Here is an 18,639-nt window from a genome sequence, read left to right on the forward strand (position 1 = left end):
CGGGAGGGGTCGGGGGCGGCTTTCGCCTGACCCTCTCAAGCGTTGCAGGCGATTGCCAATGCAGTCGCACCCACCCCCTAACCCCCTCCCGCCTGCGGCAGGGGGGATAATGAACGGAGTTTTTCTCATGCGTATTGCCCTCGCCGGTGCGGGTGCTTTTGGTGAAAAGCATCTTGATGGCCTGAAGAATATTGACGGCGTGACCGTCACATCGCTGGTCGGGCGCAATCTGGAACCGACGCAGGCGGTGGCGGCCAAATATGGGATCGGCCATGCGACGACCGACCTGGCCGATACGCTGGCGCGGGACGATGTGGACGCGGTGATCCTCTGCACGCCGACGCAGATGCATGCGGCGCAGGCGATCGCGTGCATGGAAGCGGGCAAGCATGTCCAGGTGGAGATACCGCTCGCCGACAGCTGGGCCGACGCGCAGGCGGTGCTCGCCAAGCAGGAGGAGACCGGGCTGACCTGCATGGTTGGGCATACGCGGCGCTTCAACCCGAGCCATCAATGGGTGCACAATCGCGTCCAGGCAGGCGAGTTCAATGTCCAGCAGATGGACGTCCAGACCTATTTCTTCCGCCGGCAGAACATCAACGCGAAGGGCGAGCCGCGGTCGTGGACCGACCATCTGCTGTGGCACCATGCGGCGCATACGGTGGACCTGTTCGCCTATCAGGCGGGGAAGATCGTGGACGCGCATGCGATGCAGGGACCGATCCATCCGGAACTGGGCATCGCGATGGACATGTCGATCCAGTTGAAGAGCGAGACGGGGGCGATCTGCACCCTGTCGCTGAGCTTCAACAATGACGGGCCGCTGGGGACTTTCTTCCGCTATATCGGCGACACCGGCACCTATATCGCGCGCTATGACGATCTGGTGAACGGCAAGGAAGAGCCGATCGACGTGTCCAAGGTGGATGTGTCGATGAACGGGATCGAGCTGCAGGACCGGGAATTTGTCAGCGCCATCCGGGAGGGCCGGGAACCTAACAGCAGCGTAGCGAAGGTGTTTGATTGCTATCGTGTGCTGGGGGAGCTGGAGCGGCAGTTGTGGTAAAGGTGATAGACTAGCTCCGTTCGGGCTGAGCTTGTCGAAGTCCGCGTGCGCCCTTCGACAAGCTCAGGGCGAACGGAGGTTAGCTGCTGAGCAACGGGTGCCGCATCCGCAGGTCGTCCATTAGCGTCTCTATGATCGAAATCTCCTGCGCCGAACCCGTCGGTGTGATCGACCAGTTGCAATGCGGGTGCGTGTCGCGACTGTAGAGGCGGACGCGGCCGATCACCTTGCGCCAATGATGCTTGCTGCGGCCATAGTCGCGGACCAGGCGGGCGACGAGTAGGTCGGTAATCTTGTCAGCTGTCATCTTCGGCTTTCTCTCCGCCGATCCAGCGGCCGGGCAATTCAAGATAGGCTTCCAGTTCGCGCCAGTGGCGGTCCCATCCGGGGCCACGGCGATCCTCCGGCACATAGGCTTCGACCATGCGCCGCGCGCGGGCCACGACATTGCCGGGCGGCGTGCGCAGGCGGTCGAGAATGTGGCGGATGTCCTCGCTCATGACGCGCTGATAGCCCGGCCCTTGGCGGCGCGCCAGTCGCGGGGAGATTGGCCGCTGTGGCGGGTGAAGAAGCGGGAGAAATAGGCGGGGTCCTCAAAGCCTATGGCATAGGCGACCTCCGCCACGGAAAGGTTGGAATAGAGGAGCAGACGCCGCGCTTCGAGCAGCGCGCGCTCGTCCAGCATCGCGGCGGGGGAGAGGCCCGCCACGCGGGCGCAGGCATGGCGGAGCGCGGTTTCGCTGACGCCCAGGGCGCGGGCGTGGATGGCGACGGGTTCCCGGTGGCGGAAGCGTTGTTCGATCCGTTCCCGCAGCCGGGCGACGAGGCGGGCCTGGCGGCCGCCAGTGGTGGCGCTGTCGTCGGAGAGGGCGGCGTGACGCAGAGCCTGCACCATCAGCCAGAGGAGATGCGCTTCGACAGCGGCGCGTTGGCCGGGAGCGGACCAGGCGAGTTCCTGTGCGAGCTGACCGATGCGCCCTTCGACCTTATCCGATTGGGACAGGGCAATGGCGCGGGACGCGCGGAAGAGTGGCTGGAGGTCGGGATCGCGTTCCAGCATGTGGTGGAGATAGCTGTCGGCGATGGTCGTCACCCAGCCGCGGGAGTCCATGTACCAGCTAAAGCCGTGGATGATCCCGGCCGGGATGAGCAGCAGGCAAGGCGCATCGAAGGCGACGCTGTCGCCATCGGCGCGCATGGATCCGCCGCCTTCCGCAACCAGGATGATATGGTTGAGGTCGCGATGGACATGCGGTTGGATTGTCCACTCGCTCGGGCGGGAGCGATCGTCCAGGCTTTCGACATGGACAAAGCCCTCGGCAACGCCGCGCTGGGGCTCTCCATAGAGATAGAAGGTGGGGACAGGCGCGGTCATGGCTGTTGAATCGTCCAAACCATAGGCCAGTTTGACCATGTCCGGCAAGGGCGGCGAGGCGCATGATGAGCGGCACTCATATTGCCGCGATTTCTTATCCCCGATCGATGGCGATCGCTTGGAAATCGCTTTGAAAGCCGGAGAGGAATTGCATGAGAACGCAAGTCGCCATCGTCGGCGCAGGCCCCGCCGGGCTGCTGCTTGGCCATTTGCTGCGCGCCGAGGGGCTGGAAGCGGTGGTCGTCGAGCGCGCATCCGCCGATTATGTGCTGGGCCGCATCCGCGCGGGCGTGCTGGAGCGGACCACGACGGACCTGATGGACAGGCTGGGGCTCGGCGAGCGGATGCATCGCGAGGCGTTGCCGCATGCCGGGTTCCATCTGGCCGATGGCGAAAGGCTGATCCGCATCGACATTGCCGCGCTGACCGGGCGGCAGGTGATGGTATATGGCCAGACCGAATTGACCCGCGACCTGATGGACGCCGCGCCCGGCCGAGGATTAGAGATCATCTACGAGGCGGGCGATGTGGCGCTGCATGATGTGGAGAGCGATGCGCCTTACCTCACCTACAGCAAGGATGGGCGCGAGCATCGCATCGAGGCGGAGTTTATCTGTGGATGCGACGGCTTTCATGGGCCTTCGCGGCAAGCGATCCCGGCACGTGTCGCGACGGCCTATGAGAAGATCTATCCTTTTGGCTGGCTGGGGATATTGGCCGATGTGCCGCCCTGTGACCATGAGCTGATCTACGCCAATCATGAGCGCGGATTTGCGCTGGCGTCGATGCGGTCGGAAAAGCGCAGCCGTTATTATATCCAGGTGCCGCTGGAGGAACGGGTCGAGGATTGGCCGGACGACCGGCTGTGGGATGAACTGGCGGTGCGGTTTGGGCCTGAGGCCGGCGCGCGGATCGTGCGCGGACCCGCGCTGGAAAAGTCGATCGCGCCGCTGCGGTCCTTCGTATTCGAACCGATGCGCCATGGGCGACTGATGCTGGCGGGGGACAGCGCGCATATCGTGCCCCCTACCGGGGCAAAGGGGCTTAACCTCGCGGCTTCAGATGTGTTCTACCTGTCCGATGCGCTGATCGGCTGGTTCGGGCGGTGCGACGCCGATGCAATTGCGGGCTATTCGACGCGGGCGCTCGCGCGGATTTGGAAGGCGGAACGCTTTTCCTGGCAGCTGACGCGGTTGATGCATCGCTTTCCGGACAATGATGCGTTCGACCGGCGGATGCAGTTGGCTGATCTCGACTATATTGCATCGTCGGTGGCCGCGCAGACGACGATCGCGGAAAATTATGTGGGCCTGCCTCTATAGGTCTGTCGTCACAGTTCGTTGGACGAAGGCACGACGATGGTTCGTGTCCTCCGTTCGCGCCAGATGACATAGCAGCCACCTGATCCGATCAGCATCGCGCCCACAACGCCGTTCCATGTCGGAAACGCGTCAAACAACAGGAAGCCCCACAGCATCGCCCAGACGATCTGCAGATAATCAAAGGGTGCAAGCGCCGAAATCGGAGCGAAGCGGACAGCGGCGGTTATCATGATCTGAGCAATGCCGCCCATCAGGCCGCCGAGCGCCAGCGCCACCCATATGGCGGGCGAATGAGCCTGGAACAGGAACGGCATTGGCACTGCCGTCGCGATCACCGATGCAATGTTGAACCAGAAAACGGTCGCCGTAGGACTTTCGGTCTGCCCGATCTGACGCAACGTCATTGTCACCAGCCCTGCGCCCAAGGCGGCGATCAGTGCAACCGCTACGCCCAGCGCCGGAAGCCCGGAGCCGCCGGGACGCACCACGACCAGCACGCCAAGCAGCCCCACGGCGATCGCGCCCCAGCGGTGCCACAGCACCTTTTCCTTGAGGACCAGCGACGAGAGAATTGTGGCGAAAAGCGGCGAGGAGAAACTGATGACGGTGGCCTCCGCCAGCGGCAGCATCGACAGGGCGAGGAAGGTGCAGAACATGACGCTGAGCCCGAGCGCGCTGCGGGTTGCATGCGCGCCGGGCCGCTTCGTCCGGACAGCGGCGATGCCGCCGCCGACCATCACCCACAAAATGATCGTCGGAAGCGAGAAGAGGTTGCGGTAGAAAAGGATTTCAGCGGGGCCAACGCCATGAAGCGTCGCATATTTGAGCGCCGCCATCATCGTGGCGAAGCATGTGACGCCGCCGATGCGCAAGGCTATGCCGCGTCCGCGATGTTCCACCGGAGGAAGTGCGGCGGCGGGCTTCGTGCCGAGCGTGCCTGTTCCGCTTTTCATATCCATCGCTTTTCCTTGGGCGTCGTAAGAAGCGCCCCGCACCTGCACGATAATGACGCGGCGCGGAAGGGCTTCGTTGGCTCAACCGCACTCGTGGAATAAGGGGCTTGGTTAGCCGAGCAGGGCACATGCAGTTTGCACCTTCTCACCTGCACGGCGAAGGATTGCGGCCGGCCGCGGTTTTCAGCGGATATTAAGGCCCAGCTCACCCAATATTTGCGCCGCCTGCTCCCGCGAAATTGTAGCGCCGCGGAAGAGTCCGGCGTCAACCAGACGCAGGCCGCCAAGATCCGCGCCGCGCAAGTCTGCGCCTTCGAAGCGGCAACCCTGCATATTCGCCTCACGCAGGCTGGACTGCTGGAAGCTCGCCTGGCGGAAATCACATTTGCGCAGGTCCGCTTGCGAGAAGTCCATGCGGGTCAGCGTTGCTCGCCGGAAGGAGAGGCCGGGCAGCTTGGCGTCGATGAGCAGGGTCTCTTCGAAATGGAAATCGACCCCCCGCACATCGGTAAGGTCTGCCCCGGTGAGCTTGCATTGTCCGAACTTTGCGCCCTCCAGCACTGTCCGCTTGAAGGACGCATTGTTGAAGTCGCTGGCGGCGACGGCCGCTTCGCTGAGGTCGCATCCTGTCAAGTTCGCGAACGCCGCGCGGCAGGATCGCCAGCGCGTGCGTTCTAGCTTCGCCCCGCTGAAATCCGTTTTCCGCAGATTGCAGCGTTCGAAAGACCAATCGGATAGATCGAGGCGCGAAAGATCTGCGTCCGACAGGTCGCACTGGATGAGCGACTGTGGTCCCTCAAGCTGTTGGAGGGTTTCACGGTCGAGCGTTCGGTCACATATCGGAGGCCCGTGTTCAGGGCTCATCGACATGCTCCGCGAACGCAGTCAGTTATCGCAATATTCCCAGCGGCCCGCGTTGCAGGCGGCGACGGCGCGACGCCATGCAGCCATCTGGCGCGAATAGTCGGCGCGCGCGTCTGCATAGTCGCCCTGATTGCCGCTTTGCGCCTGCCGATAATTTTGCATCATCCGGGCGTCGCGTTCGCGGACATAGGCCAGCTGCTGCTGGTTCATACGCTTGATGATCGCACGGTCGCGCGCGCGCGCCGCTGCGCTCCGCATCGTCGGATCATTCGGATCGTCAGCCAGCGCCGCCGATGGCGCGAGCGCCGCGCACGCCGCCGCGATGCAAATGGATATACTGAACTTCATCGGTTCCGCCCCCCTCATCCCTTATTCGCCTATTTGCTTTCCGTTTCTGCAACGTCAATCGATTTGCGACGAGCGGCGGGAGCATCGCCAATTATGGACAATCGCCGGGCCGCCTGATCTAACTGGCGGGGATGAAGACAGTTGTTGATAGCGGCAATGCGCTGGGCGCGGGCCTTGCGCTCATCAGATCCGAATTTCAGGTCCCTGCGGCATTTCCGCCCGATACGGTGCAGGCCGCAGAAGAAGCGGCCCGGCGTGTTCCGACCGAGCATGTCGATCGCACAGACCTGCCCTTCGTCACGCTCGATCCCGCTTCGTCCACCGATCTCGACCAGGCACTGTGGATCGAACCGAGCGGCGGCGATCTGCTGCTGCATTACGCCATCGCCGATGTGGGCTGGTTCGTCGATGATGGCGGCGCGATAGATGTGGAGGCGTGGCGGCGGGGGGAGACGCTCTACCTACCCGATGGCAAGGCGAGCCTTTATCCGCCGGTGTTGAGCGAGCGGGCGGCCAGCCTGCTCCCGCAAGGTCCACGGCCCGCCATCTTGCTTGTCGTTCGGGTTGACGGGGATGGCGCGGTTCGATTGGACAGCGTGGAGCGCGCATTGATCCGCAGCAGGGCCAAGCTCGCCTATGACAGTGTGGGGGCGGCGGACCTTCCGAAGGAGTTTGGTGAACTTGCGCGGCGTATCCGACATGCCGAAGCGCAGCGGGGATCAGCGCGGGTCGATCCGCCGGAGCAGGAGGTTTCGGCCTTGGCGGGAAGCGGCTTTGAATTGGCGTTCCGGCCGCGTCTGGAATCGGAAGCGGACAATGCCAGCCTGTCGCTGGCGGCCAATCTGGCGGTGGCGGATGCGCTGCAATCGCATGCGACGGGCCTGTTCCGCGTTATGGCCGAACCGGATGAAAGGGCGGTGGAGCGGCTGAGGCTGAGCGCGCAGGCGTTGAAGGTCGATTGGCCGGCATCCATGACGCTCAAGGATTTCGAGCGGAGCTTGACGCCTGGCAATGCGCAGCATGCCGCGCTGATGATGGCGATCCGGCGCGCGGGGCCGGGGGCGTCATATGCCCCCTATCGGGCAGGAGTGACGCCCTGGCATGCCGCTATGGCCGCCACTTACGCCCATGCGACCGCGCCGCTGCGGCGTTTAGCGGACCGCTATGTTCTGCGCGCCGTGCTGGAAGTGGCCAATGGCCGCGCAGTCTCCCCCGCCGTCAGCGAGGCGTTTGAGAAGCTGCCGACATTTATGGCGCGGGCGGATACATTGGCAGGGAAGATCGAACGGGCAGTGGTGGACCTTGCCGAGACACTGTTGCTGAGCGGGAAGGAAGGGGAAAGGTTCGGCGCCGTTGTAACGGATGTGGATGAGCGCGGCGCCAAGGTGCAGCTTTGCGATTGGCCGGTTACGTCTCGCCTGGCCGTGCCGGGGTTGAATCCGGGGAGCAGCGTTGCGCTGCGCCTGGAAAATGTCGATACGGCTCGTCGATCGCTTCTCTTCTCGCTGACGTCCAACGGCCGGTGATAGGGAAGGATGACAGGAGAGATCATGGCGCAAAATCAGAATAACCAGGCTGCAAGTGACGACTTTCCCACCGCGCAGGACGTGCTGCGCGACGTCGATCTGTCCGGCCGTACGGCGATCGTCACCGGGGCGTCTTCGGGCGTGGGCACGGCGATCGCATCGGCGCTCGCGGGGGCTGGAGCGGAGGTTATGCTGGCCGTCCGCAACGTCGAGGCGGGAGAGCGCGTCGCCGCCGAAATTGCCGCGGCAGGCGCCGCCGTGCGTCCTCAGGTGGCCGCTGTCGATCTGCTTTCGATGGCGTCGGTTCGCGCCTTCGCAGCAGGATGGGGCGATCGCCCGCTGGACCTGCTCATCAACAATGCCGGTTTGATGGGGCCGCCGCTCACCCGCACCGAAGATGGGTTCGAGAGCCAGATGGCGGTCAATTATTTTGCGCCATTTCTGCTGTCCGAGCTGTTGCTGCCCAACCTTGCCCGGCGCAAGGGGCGGGTGGTGATCGTCTCTTCGGGCTCGCATCAATTCTCCGAGCTGCGCCTGGACGACCTTAGTTACGAACGGCGCGACTATGAGAAGTTTGAAGCCTATGGGCATGCCAAGCTTTGCGCGAACCTGCTTGCCGTGGAATATAGCCGCCGCCATGCTGGCAGCGGCGTGACCATGAACGCGGTCACGCCCGGCGGCGTCGCGACCAATCTTGGCCGCCATGTCACATTCGAGGACGCCGTGCGCCTGGGCTGGGTGAATGAAGATGGCACTTTGCCGCAGGGGCGGATGAAGACGTTGGAGGAAGGTGCTGCCTCACCCGTGTGGACGGCAGTCGCGCCGGAGCTTGAGGGCAGGGGCGGGCTTTATATCGAGGATTGCGCTATCGCGTCGCTCTGGTCATCCGCCTTGCCGCCCGGCTGGGGCGTGACCGCCGCTTCGCTGGATGGCGATGCGGCCCGCCTCCTGTGGGATGTCGCCGAACCGCTGATCCGTTAAGGCGGTGCTGGACCGGCGCAAGAGAGGTTTGCGACCCAAAAGAGACTTGCCCGGCCCAGCGCAACCTTTTTACCCATGCGCGCAATTTCGGGCTAACCGATCATCTTCGTCACTCTGATCGTTTTTCCAGTTACTGGTCAGAGCTTGGCCAGCCGCCCGCCGTCCACTGCCAGCGACGCGCCCGCGATGAACTTGACTCGTCGCTCGCAAGGAAAGCCGCCGCAGCGGCAATGTCTTCGGGCGTACCGACATCTTTCTTATCGATCACCTCCGCGCCTGATTGGACATTGGGATTGTTCCAGAGCATTTGCGTATCGATCGCTCCGGGAAGCACGGCATTGGAGCGGATCTTGACGCCGCGTCCCTCGATAGCCGTGCTGCGGGTGAGGGAGAGCATGGCGGCCTTCGCCGCTGCATAGGGTGCGGCGTTGGCGCTGGTCTCTATGGCATGGACGCTGGCTATGTTGACGATCGCGCCGCCCTTGTCGCCAAAATGAAGAAATGCCTGCTTCGTGAAAAAGGCCGCGCCGAGCAAATCGACCCGCAGCACTTTCAGCCAATCGTCGCCTGACCACTCCGCGAGCGTCTTGAACGGCATGAGCCCCGCATTGTTGACGATGATATCGATCCTGCCGAAGCAGGCCAGAGCTGTGCGGACGCAGCTTTCCACCTGATCCTCCGCGCCTACGTCGCAGCTGACGCCGATGGACTTCGGGCCGAGCTTGGTCGCGGCTGCTTGCGCAGCTTCGACCTTCAGGTCCGCGATGACGATCGCTGCGCCTTCTGCATGGAGCCGGGCCGCGATGGCTGCCCCGATCCCTCCGGCCGCGCCCGTGACGATCGCGACCCTGCCTTCAAACCGGGGCTCCATCATCAATCCTCCTGCACGGCTGGGGTGGTGGCGGGCGTCTTGATCATCTGTTTCGCGCGTGCACGCTGCTCGACGGCGAAGCTGCGGCCCGCATCGCTCGGGAGGACGACAGGGACCGTCAGGCATAGGCTTTGCGTCGGCAGCACGTCGCGCCATTGCTGGATCAGGCGCATATAGGCTTCGCCTACCGGGCGGATTTTGCGATCGAGGTCGTAAAGGCCGAGCGGATTGACGTTGCCGCGCTTTTCCCGGAGCGCGCTGTCCCAATCGACCTGGTCGGTGAGCGAATACCAGGTGAAGCCGACGACCGGTACACCGTCGTTGCGAACGCGCAGCACATTGGCCCATTGTTTCCACAGCCAATCGACAGCTTCCGTGCCGAGCGGCCCTTGCGACAGATTGGTTTCAGTGTGCATCACCGGCAAACGATAGCGCTGATGATATTGACGGGTTATCTCGCTATAGCCGAATATCTCGCCCGAGGCGCGCGTGGTCCCGTCCACGGCCACCCGATGTTCGTTGGTGACATAATAGTCATTGCCCATGATGCAATGCTGCTTCAGGCGGTTGTCGAGGAAGAAGTGATATTCCTCCCGCGTCATGCCGTTATCCATGAGATATTCATACATCTCTGAATCAAGGCGACGGCCATAATTGAGATCGAGCGACAAAAAGCGCTGCGAGTTCATGATTTCGGCGGGGCGGATCGCCGATGGAGCTTCCGCGTGGAAATATTCCGACGATTCACTTTGGATGAAGATCGCGTCGGGGCGCACTTCCAATATTTGCCGCATCGCCATCACATTGGCGCGCACGATATGCTTGAGCGCGGTGACGAAGGCGCCGTCATTGCTGAGCTGCTCGTTCCACCAGCCATAGCGCGCGGAAAAGGTGGCGCAGATATACATCTCATTGACCGGCGTATAGAGCTGAACCCAGGGAAAGCGTTCGGCAAAAGCGCGGGCGTAGGTGCAGAATTGCAGGGGAAAGTCAGGGTTCTGGAAATTGCCGATCCAATCCGGCACGCCGAAATGGCAAAGATCGACGATGGGGACGATGTTCAGCCGCTCCAGCTCGGAAAAGCTCTGGTCGGCAAAGTCCCAGTCATATTTGCCGGGCCCGAGCCAGGTGCGGTGAATGGGCGGGCCGTAACGCAGATAGCCTATGCCCATATCCTGCACGAGGGCGAAGTCTTCACGCCAGCGATCATAATGACCGCAGCTTTCCATCTCATCGACGCGCGTGCGGCCGTTGTCGATAGTCGGCACGCTGTTTTCGACACCTGTGGCGAACATGAAGGTGGTGATGGGCTTTCTCCCGGCCAAGGTTCTCCCCTGAACGCGGCGAAGCTGCTGCGTATCCCCATGTCTCCAATATCGCGCGCCAAGGCCGAGTTTGACTGTTCAGGATGCTCTCACGACGTCACAGCATCCTGCACTCAGCTTTTCATGGTCAGCGAAGGCGGATGGTCACCTTGTCGATCGCCGCATTTTCGATTGGGTAGCCCAGAGCTGCGCGCGCCGGATAGCGTCCCACCGGCGCTCCGCTGTCGATACCGACGCCGAAGGTTTCGTGGATGCTGAAGTGGATCGGGGTGCTGGGAACGTTGTCGCTGCCGACCGGCTGCCCATCGACGGAGAGGCGTAAAGTGCCGCCCTTGCCGATGCCGCCGCCGACATAGTCAAAATCGACTTGCAGAATGTGCGGGCCGGGCTTTGCGGCTGTGGGCGCCGTCAGATGGACGGTTTTCGTATCGAACAGCCGATAGGTAAAGCTGGGGCGCCCCTGCTCATTAAGGTAGAGCGACATGCCCGCATCGGTCCCACCAAGCGCGGCGACGACACCGCGCGCCTGATCCGCCGCGTCGATCTGTGCGCGGATCGTCCAGGAGCGGCTATAGAGGCGGGGAATTGCTGCCTCCGGAATGCCTATGGCTCCCGCGTGATAATCGACCTCCTTGCGGCCTTCCGAAGGGTCGGGCAGTCCGGCCTTGCTCATGACCTGACCTTTGAGAGGCAGGACGCGATTGGCGGCCGCTTCGGTCATGAATAGGGCCTTCATCTCCTCCACCTTCGCGGGGTGTTTGGCCGCAACATCGGTGGACTGGGAAAAATCGCTGCGCAGATCGTAAAGCTCCCACTTGTCCGCGCTCATGGGACGATCAGGACTATATGCCCGCCAGGGAAGGCGGCCGTGGAAGGCGGAAGCCATCCAGCCATCCTGATAAATGGCCCGATTACCGAACACTTCGAAATATTGCGTCCGGTGTCGCTCGGCGGCCTTCTTGTCGTTGAACGTATAGGCAAGGCTGACGCCGTTCATCGGCTGTTGTTTCACGCCATCGACCGTGTCGGGGGCAGCGATGCCCACCACGTCCAAAATGGTGGGCGCAATGTCGTTGACGTGGCCGAACTGGCTGCGCAACCCGCCCTTGTCCTGGATGTGATCGGGCCAGCTGATGACCATTGCGTTTCGCGTTCCGCCGAGATGGGACGCGACAGTCTTCGTCCACTGGAACGGTGTGTTGCTGGCCCACGCCCAGGCGGCATTGATATGAGAGTAGGTTGCAGCGCTTCCGATCTCTTCCTCGCGGGCGAACTCCTTTGCACCGGGCGCGGGAGAAACGCCGGTCAATGCGCCCATATAACTAAGGCTGCCTTCAATGCCGCCTTCTGCACTCGCACCGTTGTCCCCGGCGATGTAGATGAACAGCGTGTTGTCATACTCGCCGCTCTTCTTGAGTTCGTCCACCAGCTTGCCGACCTGCGCATCGGTATGCGCCAGGAATGCGGCATAATTTTCCATCAGCCGTGCGGAGAAGCGCTTCTGTTCCGGGCTCAGGCTATCCCAGGCTGGCATCTCTGATGGACGGGGGGTGAGCTTCGTACCCGCCGGGATCACACCCAGCCGCCGCTGGCGGGCGAAAATCTCTTCCCGCAGCTTGTCCCAGCCTTGATCGAATTTTCCGCGATAGCGATCAGCCCATTCCTTGGGCACCTGGATCGGAGCATGGATGCCGCCGGTCGCGAAATAAAGGAAAAAGGGTCGGCTAGTGGAGGACGCACGCATGTTGCGCATCCATGTGATCGCATGATCTGCCAGATCTTCGGTCAGATGATAATGATCGCCCGCGGGCCGCATCACAGGAGTGGTGCCCTGGTAAAGCGTGGGTTCGAACTGATCGGTTTCTCCGCCCTGAAAGCCGTAGAAGGTGTCGAAGCCTTCCCCGGTCGGCCAGCGGTCGAACGGTCCGACGGGCGAAAGCTCCCAATCCGGCGTTTGATGCCACTTGCCGAACGCGCCGGTGGCATAGCCATTTTCCCGCAATATCTGCGCGATAGTCGCGGTTTCCTTGCCCTGAAAGCCGCTGTAACCGGGCCGGGCGTCGGAGGAATTCATGACCGCACCGATCCCGGTCACATGCGGGTTGCGGCCGGTCAGCAGCGATGCGCGCGTGGGCGAACAGATCGCAGTCGTGTGGAAGCGATTATAGCGCAGTCCGCTGCGCGCGAGGGCGTCGAACACCGGCGTTTGGGCAGGGCCGCCAAACGAAGAGGTTGCGCCGAAACCTACGTCGTCAAGCAGAATGAGGACGATATTGGGCGCCCCGGCGGGAGCATGGCGTTCATAAGGAGATGTAGCGGCAGGGGTGCTGGATGGCGCAGCAGCCAGAGTGGTCTGTGCGCCAGCGGTAAAGCCGCTGATCAGCGCCACCAAAGGCAGCATCGCTGCAAGCTTCGCAACATTGCGCATAGAATTCCTCTCCACCTGACGTCGCATATGATACGAGACTATACGGTATTATAATATGTTCGCAATAGCTTTGTCGGCGGGGTTGACCACAGGGGACGGATGGACGAACTCTGGGGATGCGTGAAAGGCGGATGCTGACTGGATGAAGGTTTCTAAAAAGCGGTTTGACCCAGCCGAGAAGCGGCAGAAGATCATGCGCCATGCAGCCGGTCAGTTCCTACGCCACGGCTATGAAGGCTGCACGATGGATCTCGTAGCGGCCAAGGCCAAGGTCGGGAAACAGGCCATTTACGAGTTTTTCGAAAGCAAGGAACATCTATTCGCCGAAGTGACCCGTGCGCGGCTCGCCGAATTTCGTATCACCGCACCACGCCGCGATCTGCCAGCCCGCGAGGCGATCGAGCGGTATCTTATTGAGACCGTCGATAAGGCCGCCGATCCGACCGCCTCAGGCTTGTTGAGATTGAATATACTGATCTTTCGGCAGCACCCGGCGCTTGCAGCGGAACTGCATGACGGGCGGCGGCGGGGTGCGTCCGAGCTTGCGGCTTACCTCGTCTCTCTGGGAGAGGGGGAGTATGCTTCTCTGCGAGGCATCGACCCGCTCAATTTTGCAACACGCATGGCGGGCGTGGCGACAGAGGGTGTTCGGCACTTTCTAGGCGTTCCGTGGCAGGGGGAGGAGGAGCGGCAGGCGTCGGCGCGCTTTTCGGTTCGACTCTTCTTCGATGGCTGTTCGTGCGATGGGGCGCGGCCAGATCTTTCAGCTCACTCGCATGGACCCCTTAGCCCCGTGCGGCCCTACGCTGTCACGCGGCTTCCCGAGAGCCGGTTCGACGGATTATGCGTGAAGGCGCTGGCGGGCTTTCTTGATCATGGCTTTGACGGCATGAGCCTTGACTTGCTCGTGGCCGAAACAGGTGTCAGCCGGGCCACCATTTATCGCCAGTTCGGAAATAAGGATGGCCTTTTCCATTATGTTTTGGGCCGGGAGATTGACCGCCGGGCGGCAGTGACATGGCGTACGCCCCGCGCAAGCGATTTCACCAGCGAATTGGAAGTGTTGGCGGCGGATGTTCTCGCCGAACATCTTTCTTCGCCCTCCATCGCGATGTACCGCCTCTTGATCAGAGAGGTAAAGCGCGTTCCCGCTTTGGCCGTTGCTTATTATGACAGTCAGATTGATCGTCTGCGCGAACCTCTTTCAGATATTTTTGCGCGGCATCGAAATATTCGGCCGTGCGAAGGCTGTGTGAGGGCGTTTCACACTCTCGCAACCTTTGGGGTGAGGTTCCTAACGAGCCCGGCATCGCTCGACAGTGCCGGTATCGCGCAACTTTCGCGCGAAACGGCACGGATCATGGCGCGGCCCATCGCCGTAGATTGAAGGCCTATGTCTTGACGCGAGTAAATGCAGGAGGGGAAGTGCCTATCCGTGGCGCTTCCCCCACTCCGTCAATCGAGGCGATAGTCGCTTTGTACGGGTCCTCGCATCTCGTTCCACATATCGACAAGCCGGAAGGGCCAGGGTCCGACGGGGCGGCCCTTGCTGTTCTGATAGTAGCTTTTCGCTTTCGGGTGCGTCCAGATCATGTGCTTCATGCGATCATCGATCCGGCGGTTGTGGCGTGCAAAAGCGTCCTGCGTCGGCTCGATGGTGCGGGCGCCATTGGCGATCATATGATCGAGACACTCGATCATATAGTGGACCTGGGCTTCGCTGACGATGTTGAGGCCGCCCGCATGGTTCGGCCCCGCATTGGGACCAACTGACATGAAATAATTGGGATAGCCGGGGATGGTCGTGCCCATATAGGCGCGCTCTTCCTCGTCCGCCCAATCGACTGCCAAGTCATGGTCGCCGCGCCCCTTGATCACAAGATCCTTGACCAGCTTGCCATGGTTGAACCCAGTGGCGCAGATGATGACGTCGAATTTATATTCCGTGCCATTCTTCATGCGGATGCCGTCCGGCAGGATGTCCGCGATGGGCGTGTCATCCAGCGTGACATGCGATTGCACTAGCGCGTCGTACCATCCGGCATCCATCACGATCCGTTTTGAAAAGATCGGGAAATCGGGCGTCAGCTTTTCGATCAGATCGGGCCGAGACGCGAGCTTGTGTCGCATGTGCGACAGCGCATATTGACGCATCCCTTCATTCAGAGCGGATACGGCGATGCCGTCCTCCGGATAGTTCGGGTCCTTGACGACATTGGGATAGAGGCCGTCGGCTGCGAACCAGAATACGCGGAAGCGGAACCATTCCTTGTAATGCGGGATATGCCGCAGCGCCCATTTGACCGCTTCCGGCACTTCCTTGGTGACTTCGGGATTGTTGATCATCCAGTGCTTGGTGCGCATGAAGACGACCATCTCCTCGACCTCGCCGACGATGGTCGCCACGATCTGAGCCGAGCTGGCGCCGGTGCCGATGACCGCGACTTTCTTGCCTTTAAGATCGATCCCCTCGTCATAGCCCGCCGAATGCGTCAAGACCCCACGGAAGCTGTCGATGCCCGGAATGTTCGGCAGGCTCCAACGGTCGGCGGGCCCGAAGGCGTTGAATATGGCATTGGCCCGGATCACGTCGCGCTCGCCAGTCTTCACATTTTCAACTGTGACGTTCCAGAGCGCGGTCGCTTCATCGAACACCAGGCTAAGCACGCGTGTTTCGAAACGGATATGGCGGCGCAGGTCATATTTGTCGGCCACGCTGCGGAAATACTCGCGCATGTCGGCGCCGTGCGGATGATAGTGGTTCCATTCCGGACTGATTTCAAAGGAATAGGAATAGAAGTGGCTAGGCGTATCGACGCCGACGCCGGGATAGCGGTTCTTCCACCAAGTACCCCCGACCTCCTCATTCTTTTCGATCACCACATGATCATATCCGGCCCGTTCCAGTTCGATGCTGGCGAGAAGGCCGGTCAGCCCAGCGCCGATCACCAGCACCTTGAAGCCGGGAGGCGGCGGTGTTCTTTCCGCCTTTTCCTTGCGAGCAGCTGTACGCTGGAAGCCGCTCTGCTCCAGCACCATGGGGATGAATTCATTTTCGACCGGCTCGCCGACGCTGACGGTCATCATTTTCTGCATGAGGGCGAGCGGCGGGTCCTCATTCCGCGCCGCGCCGGGCGTGGTGAGCACGTAAAGCAGCTTTTCGCGCAGGTCGTCGATGCAGTCCTGCGGAATCTGATAGTCCGGATTGGTGTAGGGTGGATGGATGTGGACCTTGAACGTCTCCAGCATGGATTCGTCATGCGTCAGATGAACATAGACCATCAGCAAGGTTTGGAGGTTCGCTTGCTCCAGAGCGGCCTTAAGTTCCGGGCTGTCCTGCATCGGCAGTTGGCGGACCGGGGCGGTTGATCCGCGTTCGGCGCTATGGTGCTGCATCGTGCTCATATTCTCTCCTAAATATCGGGCGTGTATCGCCGCTATTTTTTTGTCGCTGCGCGTCAGGCGGCGGCCTGCGCTTCACTCTCCATATCCCGGCATATTTTGCGGAGCCCGCCTCAGGGACGCGTCAGATAATTTCGGCAACATATGCCGTAATTGGCGAGAGTCAATTTCTTAGGGCGCGCTTGAGCCGTATCACCGCCTCATCGAGTGCGGACAGGAAGCGCGACCGATCCGCCTTCGCAAATGGCGCTGGTCCCCCCAGGCCGTCGCCCACCGCGCCCGCGCGTAAATCGGCCATGATGGCCCGCACCGCAACGGCATTGCCGATAGAGGCTGTGGTGAAGGCTTTGCCCGTCGGCGCGATCACTGCGCCGCATCCGGATTTGAGGCAGCGGTCCGCCAGCAAAATGTCCGTGGTGATGACGATAGAAGCGGCATCGACATGCTCCACGATCCAATCATCCGCGGCGTCGAAGCCGTCGCTCACCACATTGCGTGAGATGAGCGGATGCGCCGGCACTCGGATGGGACTGTTGCTGACGACGATGACTGGCACATCATGGCGCCATGCGACTTTATATGTTTCGTCTTTGACCGGGCAGGCGTCAGCATCAATGAGGATCTGGGGCATGCAAGCCATGTAGATGGCGCTGCCGGAAAATGGGAGGGCCTTCTGTCCGGCCGGAGATCCGTTCAAGAAGCTTATGCCGCAGGTCGCGAATGCGCCATCCTGATCGATGTGTCCATGATGGCTGCGCGTGGATTCTGGATTATGCGGCTACCGGGGGCTATTACATGCCAGAAGCGATAAGGCAGGGGCGGGATGATGATGAAGAGGCCGGAGCAGGAAGAAACTTTCACCGATATTCGCGACGGCATCCGCCGCCTCTGCGCGCAATTTCCGGGGTCTTATTGGCAGCAGCTGGACGCAGAGCGCCGCTACCCGACCGAGTTCGTGGCCGCGCTGGCGCGCGAGGGGTGGTTGTCGATCCTGATCCCCGAGCAATATGGCGGCTCGGGGCTGGGGCTATGCGCAGCGATCGCCGCGTTGGAAGAGGTGCATCGCTCCGGCTGCAATGGCGGCGCGGCGCATGCGCAGATGTACACGATGGGCACGCTCCTGCGTCATGGTTCGGAAGAGCAGAAGGCGCGCTACCTACCAAGGATAGCCTCGGGGGAACTGCGCCTGCAGGCTTTTGGCGTTACCGAGCCGGCCAGCGGCACCGACACGACCCGCATCCGCACCTTCGCGCGGCGGGAGGGTGGTGACTATGTGGTGAATGGTCAGAAGATCTGGATCAGCCGGGCGGAACATTCGGACCTGATGGTCTTGCTCGTCCGCACGACGCCGCGCGAGGAATGCGCCAAGCCCAGCGAGGGCCTCAGCGTGCTGCTGGTCGATATGCGCGACGCGGTGGGGCATGGTCTGGTGATCCGGCCGATCCGCACCATGCTCAATCACGCCACGACCGAACTGTTCTTCGACGACCTGCGCGTGCCTGTGGAAAATCTGATCGGCAAAGAAGGGGAGGGGTTCCGCTACATCCTGTCGGGCATGAACGCCGAACGTATCCTTATCGCGTCCGAATGTATCGGCGATGCCCGCTTCTTCATCGACCGGGCGAGCGCTTATGCAAAGGACCGTTCCGTCTTTGGGCGGCCCATCGGGCAGAACCAGGGCGTGCAATTTCCGATCGCGCGCGCCCATGTGCAAACTACCGCCGCAGCCGCGATTGTGGAGAAGGCCGCTGCCTTGTTCGACGCTGGCGCGCAGTCCGGCACTGAAGCCAATATGGCGAAGATGCTTGCGTCTGAAGCGTCCTGGTATGCCGCTGACATGTGCCTGCAGACGCATGGCGGTTTCGGTTTCGCCGAAGAATATGACATCGAACGCAAGTTCCGCGAAACCCGGCTCTATCAAGTCGCGCCCATCTCCACCAATTTGATCCTCAGCCATGTGGCGACCCACGTGCTGGGGCTGCCGAAAAGCTTTTAATTGGGCAGCTGGTGGAGGCCCTCCTCTTGTCATGTTCAGCGATTATCAAACTAGGCGACAGACGCTTCGCCAAAATCGCGGCCTGACCTTCCTGCAGTAGCGATGAACGGCGAGCAGCCGACTCAGTTCTCGACCGGATAGATGCTCCCGCGACGGGATAACCAGTGATGTAATTCCACCAG

The 18,639-nt window shown here is 61.7% G+C and carries 17 protein-coding genes; 6 read left to right on the top strand and 11 right to left on the bottom strand.

The features are described 5' to 3' along the window. Positions 1-127: 127 nt before the first annotated feature. The gene (locus tag EP837_RS17175) at positions 128-1,066 is read left to right on the top strand and encodes a Gfo/Idh/MocA family oxidoreductase (protein WP_066531228.1); all 939 of its coding nucleotides are present in this window, start codon (positions 128-130) and stop codon (positions 1,064-1,066) included. Positions 1,067-1,145: 79 nt separating this feature from the next. On the opposite strand, the gene EP837_RS17180 is transcribed toward EP837_RS17175, so the two are convergent. Genes EP837_RS17180 through EP837_RS17190 form a run of 3 tightly spaced genes read right to left on the bottom strand, consistent with a single transcriptional unit; the run spans position 1,146 to position 2,441 of the window. Then, on the bottom strand, positions 1,146-1,373 hold the full coding sequence (locus EP837_RS17180) for a hypothetical protein (RefSeq protein WP_066531232.1): 228 nt from the start codon (positions 1,371-1,373) through the stop codon (positions 1,146-1,148). After that, positions 1,363-1,566 carry a hypothetical protein gene (locus EP837_RS17185; protein WP_066531235.1) on the bottom strand — a complete coding sequence of 68 codons (204 nt, stop codon included), beginning with the start codon at positions 1,564-1,566 and terminating at the stop codon, positions 1,363-1,365. The genes EP837_RS17180 and EP837_RS17185 overlap by 11 nt, the downstream gene beginning before the upstream one ends. Then, entirely contained in the window at positions 1,563-2,441 is an 879-nt protein-coding gene (locus EP837_RS17190; RefSeq protein WP_066531774.1) for a helix-turn-helix domain-containing protein, read from the bottom strand. The genes EP837_RS17185 and EP837_RS17190 overlap by 4 nt, the downstream gene beginning before the upstream one ends. Before the next feature lie 152 nt (positions 2,442-2,593). On the opposite strand from EP837_RS17190, the gene pobA reads away from it, so the two are divergent. Then, positions 2,594-3,763, top strand: a complete 1,170-nt coding sequence (gene pobA, locus EP837_RS17195) for a 4-hydroxybenzoate 3-monooxygenase (protein WP_066531237.1) — start codon at positions 2,594-2,596, stop codon at positions 3,761-3,763. 8 nt (positions 3,764-3,771) lie between these two features. On the opposite strand, the gene EP837_RS17200 is transcribed toward pobA, so the two are convergent. The 3 genes from EP837_RS17200 to EP837_RS17210 all read right to left on the bottom strand — a co-directional run bounded on the left by EP837_RS17200 (position 3,772) and on the right by EP837_RS17210 (position 5,928). Continuing rightward, positions 3,772-4,716 (bottom strand): DMT family transporter, encoded by a 945-nt coding sequence (locus tag EP837_RS17200; protein ID WP_197486365.1) that lies wholly within the window; start codon positions 4,714-4,716, stop codon positions 3,772-3,774. Positions 4,717-4,899: 183 nt separating this feature from the next. Continuing rightward, a complete protein-coding gene (locus tag EP837_RS17205) occupies positions 4,900-5,580 on the bottom strand; it encodes a pentapeptide repeat-containing protein (RefSeq protein WP_197486366.1) in 681 nt (226 codons plus the stop codon). Positions 5,581-5,601: 21 nt separating this feature from the next. Then, a complete protein-coding gene (locus EP837_RS17210) occupies positions 5,602-5,928 on the bottom strand; it encodes a hypothetical protein (protein WP_066531241.1) in 327 nt (108 codons plus the stop codon). A 131-nt stretch (positions 5,929-6,059) separates the two neighbouring features. Between EP837_RS17210 and EP837_RS17215 the strand changes: the two genes are divergently transcribed. Both EP837_RS17215 and EP837_RS17220 read left to right on the top strand, forming a co-directional pair. Beyond that, the gene (locus EP837_RS17215) at positions 6,060-7,454 is read left to right on the top strand and encodes an RNB domain-containing ribonuclease (RefSeq protein WP_066531243.1); all 1,395 of its coding nucleotides are present in this window, start codon (positions 6,060-6,062) and stop codon (positions 7,452-7,454) included. A 24-nt stretch (positions 7,455-7,478) separates the two neighbouring features. Beyond that, entirely contained in the window at positions 7,479-8,435 is a 957-nt protein-coding gene (locus EP837_RS17220) for an SDR family NAD(P)-dependent oxidoreductase (protein WP_066531776.1), read from the top strand. 130 nt (positions 8,436-8,565) lie between these two features. On the opposite strand, the gene EP837_RS17225 is transcribed toward EP837_RS17220, so the two are convergent. From EP837_RS17225 to EP837_RS17235, 3 genes are all read right to left on the bottom strand, one after another. After that, the gene (locus tag EP837_RS17225; protein WP_225870630.1) at positions 8,566-9,309 is read right to left on the bottom strand and encodes an SDR family NAD(P)-dependent oxidoreductase; all 744 of its coding nucleotides are present in this window, start codon (positions 9,307-9,309) and stop codon (positions 8,566-8,568) included. Further along, a complete protein-coding gene (locus EP837_RS17230; RefSeq protein WP_225870631.1) occupies positions 9,309-10,631 on the bottom strand; it encodes a family 1 glycosylhydrolase in 1,323 nt (440 codons plus the stop codon). Before EP837_RS17230 ends, EP837_RS17225 begins: the two co-directional genes overlap by 1 nt. Positions 10,632-10,758: 127 nt before the next feature. Next, complete coding sequence (locus EP837_RS17235) at positions 10,759-13,059, bottom strand: arylsulfatase (RefSeq protein ID WP_225870632.1); 2,301 nt, start codon at positions 13,057-13,059, stop codon at positions 10,759-10,761. A 142-nt stretch (positions 13,060-13,201) separates the two neighbouring features. Between EP837_RS17235 and EP837_RS21915 the strand changes: the two genes are divergently transcribed. Further along, positions 13,202-14,446 carry a TetR/AcrR family transcriptional regulator gene (locus EP837_RS21915; protein ID WP_066531247.1) on the top strand — a complete coding sequence of 415 codons (1,245 nt, stop codon included), beginning with the start codon at positions 13,202-13,204 and terminating at the stop codon, positions 14,444-14,446. Positions 14,447-14,514: 68 nt separating this feature from the next. Here EP837_RS21915 and EP837_RS17245 read toward each other — a convergent pair whose 3' ends face one another. Next, positions 14,515-16,464: a flavin-containing monooxygenase gene (locus EP837_RS17245; protein ID WP_225870633.1), complete on the bottom strand. Its 1,950-nt coding sequence runs from the start codon at positions 16,462-16,464 to the stop codon at positions 14,515-14,517. Positions 16,465-16,624: 160 nt separating this feature from the next. After that, positions 16,625-17,101: a YaiI/YqxD family protein gene (locus EP837_RS17250; RefSeq protein ID WP_197486417.1), complete on the bottom strand. Its 477-nt coding sequence runs from the start codon at positions 17,099-17,101 to the stop codon at positions 16,625-16,627. 186 nt (positions 17,102-17,287) lie between these two features. Between EP837_RS17250 and EP837_RS17255 the strand changes: the two genes are divergently transcribed. Continuing rightward, positions 17,288-18,457: an acyl-CoA dehydrogenase family protein gene (locus tag EP837_RS17255; RefSeq protein ID WP_066531780.1), complete on the top strand. Its 1,170-nt coding sequence runs from the start codon at positions 17,288-17,290 to the stop codon at positions 18,455-18,457. The last annotated feature ends 182 nt before the right edge of the window (positions 18,458-18,639 follow it).

This window comes from Sphingobium sp. EP60837 (assembly GCF_001658005.1).
Classification (GTDB): Bacteria; Pseudomonadota; Alphaproteobacteria; order Sphingomonadales; family Sphingomonadaceae; genus Sphingobium; species Sphingobium tyrosinilyticum.

Bases quoted from the DNA above. Each gene is read 5' to 3' on its own strand.
- EP837_RS17175 (WP_066531228.1), top strand. From the start codon at position 128: ATGCGTATTGCCCTCGCCGGTGCGGGTGCTTTTGGTGAAAAGCATCTT.
- EP837_RS17180 (WP_066531232.1), bottom strand. From the start codon at position 1,373: ATGACAGCTGACAAGATTACCGACCTACTCGTCGCCCGCCTGGTCCGC.
- EP837_RS17185 (WP_066531235.1), bottom strand. From the start codon at position 1,566: ATGAGCGAGGACATCCGCCACATTCTCGACCGCCTGCGCACGCCGCCC.
- EP837_RS17190 (WP_066531774.1), bottom strand. From the start codon at position 2,441: ATGACCGCGCCTGTCCCCACCTTCTATCTCTATGGAGAGCCCCAGCGC.
- pobA (WP_066531237.1), top strand. From the start codon at position 2,594: ATGAGAACGCAAGTCGCCATCGTCGGCGCAGGCCCCGCCGGGCTGCTG.
- EP837_RS17200 (WP_197486365.1), bottom strand. From the start codon at position 4,716: ATGAAAAGCGGAACAGGCACGCTCGGCACGAAGCCCGCCGCCGCACTT.
- EP837_RS17205 (WP_197486366.1), bottom strand. From the start codon at position 5,580: ATGAGCCCTGAACACGGGCCTCCGATATGTGACCGAACGCTCGACCGT.
- EP837_RS17210 (WP_066531241.1), bottom strand. From the start codon at position 5,928: ATGAAGTTCAGTATATCCATTTGCATCGCGGCGGCGTGCGCGGCGCTC.
- EP837_RS17215 (WP_066531243.1), top strand. From the start codon at position 6,060: ATGAAGACAGTTGTTGATAGCGGCAATGCGCTGGGCGCGGGCCTTGCG.
- EP837_RS17220 (WP_066531776.1), top strand. From the start codon at position 7,479: ATGGCGCAAAATCAGAATAACCAGGCTGCAAGTGACGACTTTCCCACC.
- EP837_RS17225 (WP_225870630.1), bottom strand. From the start codon at position 9,309: ATGATGGAGCCCCGGTTTGAAGGCAGGGTCGCGATCGTCACGGGCGCG.
- EP837_RS17235 (WP_225870632.1), bottom strand. From the start codon at position 13,059: ATGCGCAATGTTGCGAAGCTTGCAGCGATGCTGCCTTTGGTGGCGCTG.
- EP837_RS21915 (WP_066531247.1), top strand. From the start codon at position 13,202: ATGAAGGTTTCTAAAAAGCGGTTTGACCCAGCCGAGAAGCGGCAGAAG.
- EP837_RS17245 (WP_225870633.1), bottom strand. From the start codon at position 16,464: ATGAGCACGATGCAGCACCATAGCGCCGAACGCGGATCAACCGCCCCG.
- EP837_RS17250 (WP_197486417.1), bottom strand. From the start codon at position 17,101: ATGGCTTGCATGCCCCAGATCCTCATTGATGCTGACGCCTGCCCGGTC.
- EP837_RS17255 (WP_066531780.1), top strand. From the start codon at position 17,288: ATGATGAAGAGGCCGGAGCAGGAAGAAACTTTCACCGATATTCGCGAC.